Source organism: Micromonospora sp. URMC 103, assembly GCF_051386435.1.
Classification (GTDB): domain Bacteria; phylum Actinomycetota; class Actinomycetes; order Mycobacteriales; family Micromonosporaceae; genus Micromonospora.
The window spans coordinates 1,060,825-1,073,264 of the sequence record NZ_JBPQTR010000005.1; the positions used below are offsets into that span (position 1 = coordinate 1,060,825).

At 71.7% G+C, this 12,440-nt stretch carries 11 protein-coding genes; 7 read left to right on the forward strand and 4 right to left on the reverse strand.

The features are described from left to right. The first annotated feature begins 56 nt into the window (after positions 1 to 56). Together ACSNOA_RS17980 and ACSNOA_RS17985 are read left to right on the forward strand one after the other, a co-directional pair. A complete protein-coding gene (locus ACSNOA_RS17980; RefSeq protein WP_436662357.1) occupies positions 57 to 449 on the forward strand; it encodes a YciI family protein in 393 nt (130 codons plus the stop codon). After that, the gene (locus ACSNOA_RS17985; RefSeq protein ID WP_436662359.1) at positions 446 to 1,693 is read left to right on the forward strand and encodes an RNA polymerase sigma factor; all 1,248 of its coding nucleotides are present in this window, start codon (positions 446 to 448) and stop codon (positions 1,691 to 1,693) included. Before ACSNOA_RS17980 ends, ACSNOA_RS17985 begins: the two co-directional genes overlap by 4 nt. 61 nt (positions 1,694 to 1,754) lie before the next feature. Here ACSNOA_RS17985 and ACSNOA_RS17990 read toward each other — a convergent pair whose 3' ends face one another. After that, on the reverse strand, positions 1,755 to 2,708 hold the full coding sequence (locus ACSNOA_RS17990) for an aldo/keto reductase (RefSeq protein WP_436659773.1): 954 nt from the start codon (positions 2,706 to 2,708) through the stop codon (positions 1,755 to 1,757). A gap of 150 nt (positions 2,709 to 2,858) precedes the next feature. Between ACSNOA_RS17990 and ACSNOA_RS17995 the strand changes: the two genes are divergently transcribed. Beyond that, positions 2,859 to 3,761: a helix-turn-helix domain-containing protein gene (locus ACSNOA_RS17995; protein ID WP_436659775.1), complete on the forward strand. Its 903-nt coding sequence runs from the start codon at positions 2,859 to 2,861 to the stop codon at positions 3,759 to 3,761. Positions 3,762 to 3,812: 51 nt separating this feature from the next. Continuing rightward, positions 3,813 to 4,232, forward strand: coding sequence for a VOC family protein (locus tag ACSNOA_RS18000; protein ID WP_436659777.1), 420 nt, complete (start codon positions 3,813 to 3,815; stop codon positions 4,230 to 4,232). Between the two features lie 6 nt (positions 4,233 to 4,238). On the opposite strand, the gene ACSNOA_RS18005 is transcribed toward ACSNOA_RS18000, so the two are convergent. Together ACSNOA_RS18005 and ACSNOA_RS18010 are read right to left on the reverse strand one after the other, a co-directional pair. Next, the gene (locus ACSNOA_RS18005; RefSeq protein ID WP_436659779.1) at positions 4,239 to 4,916 is read right to left on the reverse strand and encodes a hypothetical protein; all 678 of its coding nucleotides are present in this window, start codon (positions 4,914 to 4,916) and stop codon (positions 4,239 to 4,241) included. 61 nt (positions 4,917 to 4,977) lie between these two features. Next, positions 4,978 to 5,526, reverse strand: a complete 549-nt coding sequence (locus tag ACSNOA_RS18010) for a GNAT family N-acetyltransferase (RefSeq protein WP_436659781.1) — start codon at positions 5,524 to 5,526, stop codon at positions 4,978 to 4,980. A gap of 177 nt (positions 5,527 to 5,703) precedes the next feature. On the opposite strand from ACSNOA_RS18010, the gene ACSNOA_RS18015 reads away from it, so the two are divergent. Beyond that, a complete protein-coding gene (locus ACSNOA_RS18015; RefSeq protein WP_436659783.1) occupies positions 5,704 to 6,579 on the forward strand; it encodes an alpha/beta fold hydrolase in 876 nt (291 codons plus the stop codon). A gap of 102 nt (positions 6,580 to 6,681) precedes the next feature. Here the strand turns inward: ACSNOA_RS18015 and metH are convergent, their stop codons facing one another. After that, entirely contained in the window at positions 6,682 to 10,197 is a 3,516-nt protein-coding gene (gene metH / locus ACSNOA_RS18020; protein ID WP_436659785.1) for a methionine synthase, read from the reverse strand. Positions 10,198 to 10,455: 258 nt separating this feature from the next. On the opposite strand from metH, the gene ACSNOA_RS18025 reads away from it, so the two are divergent. Together ACSNOA_RS18025 and ACSNOA_RS18030 are read left to right on the forward strand one after the other, a co-directional pair. Next, complete coding sequence (locus tag ACSNOA_RS18025) at positions 10,456 to 11,325, forward strand: PAC2 family protein (RefSeq protein WP_436659787.1); 870 nt, start codon at positions 10,456 to 10,458, stop codon at positions 11,323 to 11,325. Positions 11,326 to 11,496: 171 nt separating this feature from the next. Then, a complete protein-coding gene (locus tag ACSNOA_RS18030) occupies positions 11,497 to 12,288 on the forward strand; it encodes a GntR family transcriptional regulator (protein ID WP_436659789.1) in 792 nt (263 codons plus the stop codon). Positions 12,289 to 12,440: the final 152 nt, after the last annotated feature.

The following is a 12,440-nucleotide window of genomic DNA, read 5'->3' on the forward strand; positions in this document are numbered from 1 at the left end:
GTCTCCGGTGAGCGGCGCCGCACGGGCGCCGGCGGAAGGAGCAGACCGTGAAGTACATGATCATGCTGTACGGCTCGCAGCAGGACTACGACGTGCTGACCGGGCGCCCGGGCGACAAGCCGGCGATGACGCCCGAGCAGGTCGCCGCGATGCACGCGCACATGGAGAAGGTCCACCAGGCGCTCGCCGAGTCCGGTGAGCTGGTCGACGCGCGCGGCCTGACCGCGCCGGTGCACGCCCGGCGGGTGCAGGTCGACGGCGGCCTGCCCGTGGTCACCGACGGGCCGTACGCGGAGACGCAGGAGGTCCTCGCCGGGTTCACGATCGTCGAGTGCGCGAGCTTCGACCGCGCCACCGAGATCGCCGCCGGGTTCGTGAACCCGGACGCCCCCGGCGAGTACGTCGACGTGCGCCCGGTGGTCGACGGCATCGAGGACCTGGCCGGCTGACGGTGCCCACGTCCGTCGAGGACCTGCTGCGCGAGCTGGCGCCGCAGGTCCTCGGCGCGCTCGTACGCCGCTACGGCCACTTCGACACGGCCGAGGACGCCACCCAGGAGGCGCTGATCGCGGCCGCCACCGGGTGGCCGCGCGACGGCGTACCGGACAACCCCCGGGCCTGGTTGATCGCGGTGGCCGCCCGCCGGCTCACCGACCTGCTCCGCCGCGAGCAGGCACGCGCCCGGCGGGAGGACACCGTCGCCCGGTGGGTGCTCCCCGCCGACCGGGTGGCCCCGGCCGCCGACGAACCGCCCGCCGACGGCGACGACAGCCTCATCCTGCTGTTCCTCTGCTGCCATCCGGCGCTCTCCCCCGCCTCGCAGATCGCGCTCACGCTGCGCGCCGTGGGCGGGCTGAGCACGGCCGAGGTGGCCCGGGCGTTCCTGGTGCCGGAGGCCACCATGACCCGGCGGATCACCCGCGGCAAGCAGCGCATCCGTGACAGCGGGGTGCCCTTCGCGATGCCGGACGAGGCGCAGCGGCGGCAACGGCTCGCCGCGGTGCTGCACGTCCTCTACCTGATCTTCAACGAGGGGTACGCGCGCACGTCCGGGCCGGGTCTGCTCCGCGCCGACCTGGCGGCCGAGGCGATCCGGCTGGCCCGGCTCGTCCACCGGCTCCTGCCCGACGACCCCGAGGTGACCGGGCTGCTCGCGCTCATGCTGCTCACCGACGCGCGGGCCCCGGCCCGGATCGGCCCGCACGGCGAGTTGGTGCCGATGGCCGAGCAGGACCGCGGCCGCTGGAAGGCCGACCAGGTCGCCGAGGGCGTCGCGCTGGTGGCCGCTGCCCTCCCCCGCGGCCCGGTCGGGCCGTACCAGGTGCAGGCCGCCATCGCCGCCCTGCACGACGAGGCGCCCAGCGCGGCGGAGACCGACTGGGCCCAGATCACCGCCCTGTACGAGGTGCTGCGCGACATGGTCGACAACCCCGTGGTGGCGCTCAACCACGCCGTCGCCGTGGCGATGAGCCGCGGCGCCCCGCAGGGCCTCGCCCTGCTGGACGCGCTGGCCTCCGACGACCGGCTCGCCGGGGATCCCCGCCTGCCCGCCGCCCGGGCGCACCTGCTGGAGCTGCTCGGCGACCGTACCGCCGCCCGCGACGCCTACCGGACGGCGGCCGACCGGTCGACGAACCTCGCGCAGCAGCGCTACCTGCACGCCCGGGCCGAACGGCTCAGCGACCCCGGGTGACGGCCTCCCCCGGACCGGTGCTGACGGCGATGGACCTGGCACGAGTCGTGACGGACAGTTCCTAGTAGCGGGCGCCCACGACCTGACCGGCCAACGCGTCGAGGGCTGCCACGTCGTCCGCCGTCAGCCGCACGTCCAGGGCGGCGGCGTTCTGCTCGACCCACGCCACCCGCTTGGTGCCGGGGATCGGCACCACCGGGATGCCCAGGGCCTCGCCCCGACCGGCGACCCAGGCGATGGCCACCTGACCCGCCGTGACGCCCCTGCGCTCCGCGATCCGCCGCACGCCGTCGGCGATCGCCTGGTTGGCTGCCGCGGCCTCGTCGGTGAAGCGGGCCAGGCGGCGGCGCCCGTCGCTCGGTGCGAGTCGAGCGGGGTCGACGGTGCCGGTGAGGAAGCCGCGGCCCAGCGGCGAGTAGGCGACGAGACCGACACCCAGCGCACGGGCCGCCTCGGCCACCACCGTCTCCGGGTCACGCGTCCAGAGCGAGTACTCGCTCTGGACCGCGGCGATCGGATGGACCGCGTGGGCGGCGCGCAACTGGTCCCCCGTGACCTCGGACAGGCCGATGTGACGCACCTTGCCCTCCTGGACGAGGTCCGCGAGGGCGCCGACCGAGTCCTCGAACGGCACCTGCGGGTCCACCCGGTGCAGATAGAACAGGTCGATGTAGTCGGTGCCCAGCCTCAGCAGCGAGGCGTCGGCGGCGGCTTTGATGGCGTCGGGTTCGTTCCTGATGACAGTCTTGCCCCGCGCCGTGGTGAGGTCGATGCCGAACTTGGTGGCCAGTTGCACCTCGTCGCGTCGGCCCGCGATCGCCCGCCCGACGAGAACCTCGTTGTGACCGACGCCGTAGGCGGCGGCCGTGTCGATCAGGGTGACGCCGAGGTCCAGTGCCCGTCGGATGGTCGCGATCGACTCGTCCCAGTCGGCGGCGCCGTAGATGGAACTCATGCCCATACAGCCGAGCCCCTCCGCGGAGACGGTGAGGCCGCCGAGCTGTAACGTTCTCATATCCCTGTCCTTACCTGAGAAGTATGACCGGGCCGCTGGCCAGGTCGACCGGTCCAGAATCGCCAATGTGGGCGCGCGCAAACAGGTCCCCGTCTTCCTGGGGAAATCAGGAACAGTCACCGGGCCGGGCAGCCGTCCTACTGTGGGGGCATGGAGGGGCGGACGAACCCGATCGGCGAGTTCCTGCGGGCGCGCCGCGAGCGGTTGCGGCCCGAGGACGCGGGCATTCCCGCCACGGGACAGCGCCGTACCCCCGGACTGCGTCGCGAGGAGGTCGCGATGCTCGCCGGCATCAGCACCGACTACTACCTGCGCCTCGAACAGGGACGCGACCGCACGCCGTCCGCCCAGGTGCTCGGCGCCCTCGCCCGGGTCCTTCAACTGGACGCGGACGAGACGACGTACCTGTACGCCCTCGCCCAGGCCCGGCCCACGCGTGCTCCGCACGGCCGCGCCGAGAGGGTACCGGCCAGCACGCTCCGCCTGCTCGACGCGCTGCCCATGCCCGCGTTCGTCGAGGACCGCTATCTGACCGTGCTCGCCGCGAACCAACTGGCCCAGGCGCTGTCGCCCAACATGCGTCCCGGCGTCAACCGGCTGGCCGCCGCGTTCCTGGATCCGCAGGACCGCGAGCTCCACGACGACTGGGAGCAGGCCACCGCCGCCGCCGTGGGCCAACTGCGCGCCGTCATGGGCGCCGAGACGACCGACCCCCGCCTGGTGGCGCTCGTCGGCGAACTCTCCATCAAGAGCGAACGCTTCCGGCGGCTCTGGGCCCGGCAGGACGTCGTCCGCCGCGCCAGCAGCCGGACCCGGCTGCACCATCCGGAAGTGGGTGACCTGGATCTGCACCGGGAGAAGCTGATCGTGGCGGGCACCGACAACCAGGTTCTCGTGATCTACCACGCCGAACCCGGCACACCCTCGGCGCAGGCGCTCGCCCTGCTCGGCAGCATCGCCGTGAGCGCCGGACCCACCGCGCAACCCGCCCCGCCGACGCACCATGCCGACCGGAACACGACCGTGCCACGGGCGGGAGACACCGACGTTTAGGTCGAGCCCTCCCGGGCATACGGCCGCCCCTGACGTGACACGGGGGTGGTCATGGCCCTGGTCAACCCGGCTCCGGACTATTTCGAGCCCGAAGACGGCATGTTCCTCGCGACCCTGCTCATCGTCCGGGACGTGGACCGCTCCCGCGAGTACTACGAGCGGGTCTTCGGAGCGACGTGCGTCCACGAGAGAAACCCGTTGATCATGAAGTTCTTCAACAGCTACATCATCATCAACGTCGAGGGCGGTCCGACGGACGACAAGCCGATGGTCCAGGCCAAGGCACCGCCCGATCCCAACATTCTGAGCTGTGCCATGAACGTGCGGGTGCGGGACATCCGGAAGCTCTATGCGGAATGGAAAGCCAGAGGCGCGGACTTCCTCACCGAGCCGAAGGACCACGGCACGGAGATCCGCTGCTATCTGCGGGACCCGGACGGGTATCTGGTGGAGATCGGGCAGGGCCTCTGATCACCATCAGGTGGTGCCGGTCGACCGGTATCTGCGGAGCGCGGCTTCGGCGAGTGGGGTGAGGTGTCGGTGGCCGCCGGGCTTGTTGCCCTGCTCCTGGACGACCACCAGGGTGGTTCCGGTCCGGACGAGGACGCTGTCGCACTCCAGCGTGTCGGCACCGGACGTCATGCTGCAGCTCACGTGCACACTGTCATCACCCAGTGGCGGCCCCGGCGCGGCCGCGAAGCGGTAGCTGCCTCCGACGACCTGGCCGGACGACGCGACGGTGGGGCAACGGGCGATGACGGTTCGCAGGTCGGTCATCGCCCGTCGTGCACCGTCGTCGGCGTAGGTCCGCAGGACCTCGGTTCCCACCCAGAAGTCGTCGGGATCCCCGTCATAGCCGAGGGTGGCCGCGGCCATCGCCGACGGTGTCCCGGTCAGCCGGGTTGCCGACAGCAGGGGGATCAGTTCCGAGCAGGCTACGGCGACGCCGGGGCGTTGATCCCCGGCATCCGACGGCATGCTGGTCGCTATCTGGACGGTGAACCCGGGCGGCAGGGAATCGGGCGCGACCAGGCGTCCGGACAGCGTCGCGGAGTAGCCGGACCCACCGGTCGCCGGGACCACCGGCTTCGCCGGTACGGCTGAGCCCGACGCCTGCGCGGTGGAGAAGCTCGTCTCCTCCGTCGATCGATCCACTGTGGGAGTTGACGGGGAACCGCACGCGGTCACCAGGCAGACGGCCACCACCGCCACCGGTCTACGCAGCACCATGCCGAGCACCGGGCAGACCCCGTATGCCGAGCCACTGCTCGGCGCCCCAGGCCTCGAACCGCTCCACCTCAACGAACCCCAGCTTCGCCGCGAGACGCATCGAGCCGGTGTTGGCGGTCTGCGTGGTGAGCACCACCGGCTCGCCGGGAAGCACGCCGGCGAGCCAGCCGAGTGCCGCCGCGCACGCCTCGGCGGCGTACCCGAATCCCCACGCCCGCGGCAGGAACAGGTAACCGAGATCGGCCTTCCCCACGGCAGCCGGGCGACGGTGTCCCGTTGCCCTCCTGAGCAGGATCTGGCCGATCATCGCCCCGTCGAGATCCACGACGAAACTTCCGGGCCACCGCTCGGGCACCTCGGGCGTTTCGCGCTCGAGCTCGTCACGCGGTCGAGGGCCGCCGAGGTAGGTGTTCACCTCTGGCGAGGCGAGCAGCTCGATGAACGCCGCACGGTCCCGCGCCTCGGACTCACGGAGCACGAGCCGCTCCGTCCTGATCGGATCGGGCGGCCAGGCGACGAGCCCCAGATGATCCATCCGCGCACGCTAGCAGGCGGTCATGGTCAGGACGGCGATTGTCCCCCACAGTCCGGCAACGAGGTCGCAATCGGTCCGCGGCGCTGGCCGGGGGCTCGGTCGCGCTCGTAGCACGTGTATCGGGTCCAGGGGACGGGTAGCCCACCGACTGCATCTGCCGAGGGAGGGTGTGGCCATATGGACGGCGAGCGCATTCCGGACTCGTTCACCGAGCAGACCGCACTTGTCGGTGACATCACGATCAACTACCTCCGCGGGGGGCGGGGCAGCACCCTGGTGCTCCTGCACGGCTATCCGCAGACGTGGTACATGTGGCGGAAGATCCTGCCGGAGCTTGCCGAGCACTACACGGTCATCGCGCCCGACCTGCGGGGAGCTGGTGGAAGTGACGCCCCGGCCGGAGGCTACGACAAGAAGACCCTCGCCCGCGACGTGTACGGCCTACTCAGCCAACTCGGCCTCGAACGCGACATCAGCCTCGTCGGGCATGACATCGGCACCATGGTCGCGTACGCGTACGCCGCCGCCCACAGCGAACAGGTGAGCAAGCTCGTACTCACGGAGGCGCCCATCCCGGACCAGAATCTGTACCAGTTCCCGTCACTGACGCCCAAGGGACCGGGCGCATGGAATTTCGGCTTCTTCAGCCTCTCCAACGGGCTGCCCGAACGGATGGTGAACGGCAGGGAGGCCCTCTGGGTGGAGCGGTTCATCGATTCGATGCGAGTGCAGAAGACCGGTATCGGTGACGAAGATGTCGACGAATACGCGCGGTACCTGCAAGACGACGCGCGCCTGAGGGCCAGCTTCGAATACTTCCGGGCCTTCCCCCAAGACATCGCCGACAACGCCGAGTACGGCAAGACGAAGCTCCCCATGCCGGTCCTTGCCCTCGGTGCCCGCGGCAGCCTCGAAGAGGCGGTATTGAGCCAGGCCAGGCGATACGCCACGACGGTGAGCGGCGGCGTCATCGAGAACTCTGGCCACTGGATCTTCGAGGAACAGCCCGCTGAAGTCACCGCCCGACTCCTGGAGTTTCTCCGTCGAGACTGACTGCCGGCCAGCGAGGACCGCCCCGACGGCCTGGAGACGGCACGATCATCGAAATCGGGGCCACGTCGCGTGCTCCGCCGCGGGTCAACGAACGTGCATTGATCACTTGGCGTTGAAGTAGCTCGCCTCCGGGTGGTGCACCACGATGGCGTCGGTGGCCTGTTCCGGGATCAGCTGGAACTCCTCCGACAGCTGCACGCCGATCCGCTCCGCGCCGAGCAGCTCCACGACCTTCGCCCGGTCCTCCAGGTCCGGGCAGGCCGGGTAGCCGAACGCGTACCGGCAGCCGCGGTAGTCGGTGCGCAGCAGGCCGGCCAGGTCCGCCGGGTCGTCGTCGGCAACCGTACGGCCGTCGGGCAACGTCAGCTCCGAGCGCACCCGCTTGTGCCAGTGCTCGGCGAGCGCCTCGGTGAGCTGCACGGACAGCCCGTGCACCTCCAGGTAGTCGCGGTACTCGTTGCGGGCGAACAGCTTCGCCGCGTATTCGCTGACCGGCTGCCCCACGGTCACCAGCTGCAACGCCACCACGTCCAGCTCGTCGCCGCGCGGGCGGAAGAAGTCCGCGAGGCACAGCCGCCGCTCCTGCCGCTGCCGCGGGAAGGAGAACCGGGCCCGCTCGGCGTGGCCGTTCTCGTCGAGCACCACGAGGTCGTTGCCCTCGCTGTACGCGGGGAAGTACCCGTACACGACGGCCGCCTCGAGCACCTGGTCGGCGATGAGCCGGTCCAGCCAGTAGCGCAGCCGGGGGCGCCCCTCCGTCTCCACCAGCTCCTCGTACGACGGGCCGGTGCCGCCACGCGCGCCGCGCAGCCCCCACTGCCCCAGGAAGGTGGCGCGCTCGTCGAGCAGCGCCGCGTAGTCCGCCAGCGGCACGCCCTTGACCACGCGCGTGCCGAAGAACGGCGGGGCGGGCACCTCGACGTCCCGCGCCACGTCGGAGCGGACCGAGGCGTCGTCGAGCGCCGGCAGCGACTCGGTGACGACCGTCCGCTGCCGCTCCCGGCGGGCCCGCCTTGCGGCGAGGGCCGCCTCCCGCTCCGGGTCGACCACGGGCGCGCCACCGCGCTTGGCGGCCATCACCCGGTCCATGAGGGACAGTCCCTCGAACGCGTCGCGCGCGTAGTGCACCTGGCCGGGGAACATCGACCGCAGGTCGTCCTCGACGTACGCCCGGGTCAGCGCGGCACCGCCGAGCAGCACCGGCCAGCGCTCCGCGACCCCGCGACTGGCCATCTCGGCCAGGTTCTCCTTCATGATGACCGTGCTCTTGACCAGCAGGCCGGACATGCCGATCGCGTCGGCCCGGTGCTCCTCGGCCGCGTCGAGGATGGCGCTGATCGGCTGCTTGATGCCGATGTTCACCACCTCGTAGCCGTTGTTGGACAGGATGATGTCCACCAGGTTCTTGCCGATGTCGTGCACGTCGCCCCGCACGGTCGCCAGCACGATGCGGCCCTTGCCGCCGTCCTCCACGGCCTCCATGTGCGGCTCGAGGTACGCCACCGCGCTCTTCATCACCTCGGCGGACTGGAGCACGAACGGCAGCTGCATCTGGCCGGAGCCGAACAGCTCGCCGACCACCTTCATCCCGTCGAGCAGGATGTCGTTGATGATCGACAGCGGTGCGCGACCCTCCGCCATGGCGGTGTCGAGGTCAGCCTCCAGGCCGGTGCGCTCACCGTCGATGATCCGTCGCTTGAGGCGCTCGTCCAGCGGCAGCGCGGCCAACTCCTCGGCGCGACCGGCCCGCGCCGAGGCGGCGTCGACGCCCTCGAACAGCTCGATGAACCGCTGCACCGGGTCGTACCCCTCGCGGCGCCGGTCGTAGACCAGGTCGAGCGCCACCTCGCGCTGTTCCTCCGGGATCTTCGACATCGGCAGGATCTTGCTGGCGTGCACGATCGCCGAGGTCAGCCCGGCCTGCACGCACTCGTGCAGGAACACCGAGTTGAGCACCTGCCGGGCGGCCGGGTTCAGGCCGAAGGAGATGTTCGAGATGCCCAGCGTGAAGTTGACCCCCGGGTAGCGTCGGGCGATCTCGCGGATCGCCTCGATGGTCTCCAGGCCGTCGCGGCGGGTCTCCTCCTGGCCGGTGGCGATCGGGAACGTGAGCGCATCGATGAGGATGTCCGACCGGTCCATCCCCCAGCGCCCGGTCAGGTCCTCGATCAGCCGCACCGCGACGCGGACCTTCCAGTCCCGGGTGCGGGCCTGGCCCTCCTCGTCGATGAGCAGCGCCACCACGGCCGCGCCGTGCTCCCGGACCACCGGCATCACCCGCGCGTACCGGGACTGCGGGCCGTCGCCGTCCTCGAAGTTCACCGAGTTGACCACGCAGCGCCCGCCGAGCATCTCCAGCCCCGCCTCGATCACCGCGGGCTCGGTCGAGTCCAGCATGATCGGCAGGGTGGACGCGGTCGCGAAGCGCCCGGCCAGCTCACGCATGTCGCGGGTGCCGTCCCGGCCCACGTAGTCCACGCACAGGTCCAGCAGGTGCGAGCCGTCCCGCGCCTGGCTGCGGGCGATCTCCACGCAGGCCCGCCAGTCCTCGGCCAGCATCGCCTCGCGGAACGCCTTGGAGCCGTTGGCGTTGGTCCGCTCCCCCACCATCAGCACCGAGGCGTCCTGCGCGAACGGCACCGGGTGGTACACCGACGAGACGCCGGGCTCGTGCTGGGGCGTACGCGGCGCGGCGGCGGCGCCGTGCAGCCGCTCCGCCAGCACGCGGATGTGCTCCGGGGTGGTGCCGCAGCACCCGCCGACCAGCGAGACGCCGTACTCGCCGACGAACCGCTCCAGCGCGTCGGCCAGTTCCACGGGGGTGAGCGGGAAGTACGCGCCGTCGGCGGTGAGCACCGGCAGGCCGGCGTTCGGCATCACCGACAGCGGGATCCGCGAGTGCTGGGACAGGTAACGCAGGTGCTCGCCCATCTCGGCCGGGCCCGTCGAGCAGTTGAGCCCGATGAGGTCCACCCCGAGCGGCTCGATCGCCGCCAGGGCCGCGCCGATCTCGCTGCCCACCAGCATCGTCCCGGTGGTCTCCACGGCGACGTGGCAGATGATCGGCACCACGCGGTCGAGCTCGGCCATCGCCCGCTTCGACCCGACGATCGCGGCCTTGACCTGGAGCAGGTCCTGGCAGGTCTCCACGATCAGGGCGTCCGCGCCGCCCTCGATGAGGCCGGCCGCGTTCTGCTGGTACGCGTCGCGCAGGTCCGCGTACGGGGCGTGGCCGAGGGTCGGCAGCTTCGTGCCCGGGCCGATCGACCCCAGCACGAAGCGGGGACGGTCGGCCGTGCTGTGGGCGTCGGCGGCCTCGCGGGCGATGCGGGCCCCCGCCTCGGACAGCTCCCGGATGCGGTGCGGGATGTCGTACTCGCCGAGGTTCGGCAGGTTGGCGCCGAACGTGTTCGTCTCGACGCAGTCGGCGCCAGCGGCAAGGTAGGCCTCGTGCACCCCGCGGACCACGTCCGGACGGGTCACGTTGAGGATCTCGTTGCAGCCCTCCAGCCCGTCGAAGTCGTCGAGGGTGAGGTCGGCGGCCTGCAACATCGTGCCCATCGCCCCGTCGGCGACGAGGATCCGATGGGCCAGCACATCCAGCAACGAAGTCCGCACGGGTTCAGGTTAGTGCGGCACGCGGCCCGGCGACCGTTCCCAGCCCGTCGTCCCACATTATGTCGGCGGGATCACGGTGTCCGTTTCGACCGCTCCTGTCCGGTTGTCCGGTGGCCCGGCCGGCGCGGCCGACGGGCCGCAGCCCGGCCCGGCACGTAGGCTGACGGACGTGAAGGAGAACAGGGACGCCACCGTGCACCACCGGCGGACGACCGCGCCCGGCGTCGCCGGCCGCCACGAGCAGGGTGAGGTGACGGCGTGACCGAGTTCGACGGGCTGCCGGTGCTGCGCTCGCCGGTGGCCATCGCCGCATTCGAGGGCTGGAACGACGCCGCGGACGCGTCCACCGCCGCGGTCGAGCACCTGGAGCAGGTCTGGGAGGCCCGGCAGGTCGCCGAGCTGGACCCGGAGGACTTCTACGACTTCCAGGTGAGCCGGCCCACCATCACCATGGCCGAGGGCGAGACCCGGCGGGTGGAGTGGCCGACGACCCGTTTCATGGTCGCGAGCCCGGAGGGCACCGACCGCGACGTGGTGCTGATCCGCGGCATCGAGCCGAGCATGCGCTGGCGCACCTTCTGCGAGCAGGTGCTGGAGATCTGCCACAGCCTCGAGGTCGAGCGGGTGGTGCTGCTCGGCGCGCTGCTCGCCGACGTGCCGTACACCCGGCCGCTGCCCATCAGCGGCAGCGCCTCCGACTCGCGGGCCGCCGAGCGCTACCAGCTCACCCCCACCCGCTACGACGGGCCCACCGGCATCGTGGGCGTGCTGCAGGACGCGTGCACCCGCGCCGAGGTGGACGCCGTCTCGTTCTGGGTGCACGTGCCGCACTACGCCAACAACCCGCCCTGCCCCAAGGCCACCCTCGCCCTGCTGCACCGGGTCGAGGAGGTCGTGGACCTGCCGGTGCCGATGGCCGACCTGGCCGAGGAGTCCGCCGAGTGGGAGCAGCGGGTGCGCAGCGCCGCCGAGCAGGACGCCGAGCTCGGCGAGTACGTCCGCGAGCTGGAGGAGCGCGTCGGCGACGCGGGCATCACCCCGTTGACCGGCGACGAGATCGCCCAGGAGTTCGAGAAGTACCTGCGGCGGCGCGGCGGCTCGGCCGGCCCGACCGCCGGCTCCTGGTAGCCGCCTCTCCCCCGCCGTAGCCCGGGGCACGACGCGTCCGTCGTACCCCGGGCTTTCCGCTGTCCGTCCTCCGACGCCCCGTCGGCCTGCGTGGGCGTGCGCGTGTCGGGGTGGCGCCGCTCACCCTCCCTACGGCATCCTAGGAACCTAGATGTGATCGAGGAGGCCGACATGCAGATCAACCCCGGCGCGGCCGAGTTCCCGCACCGGCAGATCGCCGACCAGCTCAAGGCGCGGGTGCGGCGAGGCGACTGGGCGCCGGGCGAGCGGCTGCCGTCCATCCCGGCCATGGCCGAGCTGTTCGGCGTCGCGAAGCAGACCGTGCAACGCGCCGTCGACCAGCTCCGCGTCGAGGGCGTCCTCATCACCAAGCCGGGATCCGGCACGTACGTCCGGGGCACCCGGCGGCGGCTCAACCGCCTGTCCCGCGGACGGTACGGCGGCTTCCGCGGCTACCACACCGACCTGGCCGCCCGGTACCGGCAGCAGCTCGTCTCCGTCGGCCGCTCCCCCGCGCCGCCCGAGGTGGCCGACGCGTTCGGCGTCACCGACGGCACCGAACTTCTCTGCCGCCGCCACCTCGTCCGCACCGAGGACTCACCCGTCGAGGTCGGCGCCTCCTGGTTCCTCCCCGCCGACACGGCCGGCACGTCGCTCGAACGGGCCGAGGCGTTCGGCCGCCCGCTCTACCAGGAGGCCGAGGAGGCCACCGGCCGGCGGTACGTCACGGCCACCGACACGATCAGCGCCCGCCAGCCCAGCCGTGAGGAGGCCGAGACACTCCAGATCCGGCCCGACACCCCGGTGCTGCACCTGCTGCACGTGGCCTACGACGGCGCGCACAAACCGATCGAGGTCGCCCAGGCCACCTGGCCCGGCCCGATGACCACCCTCACCGAGGAGTACCGCGTCCCGGCCCCCACCGAGGACCCGGACCCCGACCCGGGGCTCGTCCTGGGCTGACGTCCGCGGCGTCGGGCTTCAGGGTCGACTCGGGTTCCTGGAAGTCGGGATGTCGGCCCGTGGCCTGACCGATGCCGCGCCCCTCCAGGAAGCCGAGTCGATCTGGAGCGCGTCCCGGCGTTTTGATCGACACCATGTCGCCGAAGTGGCGG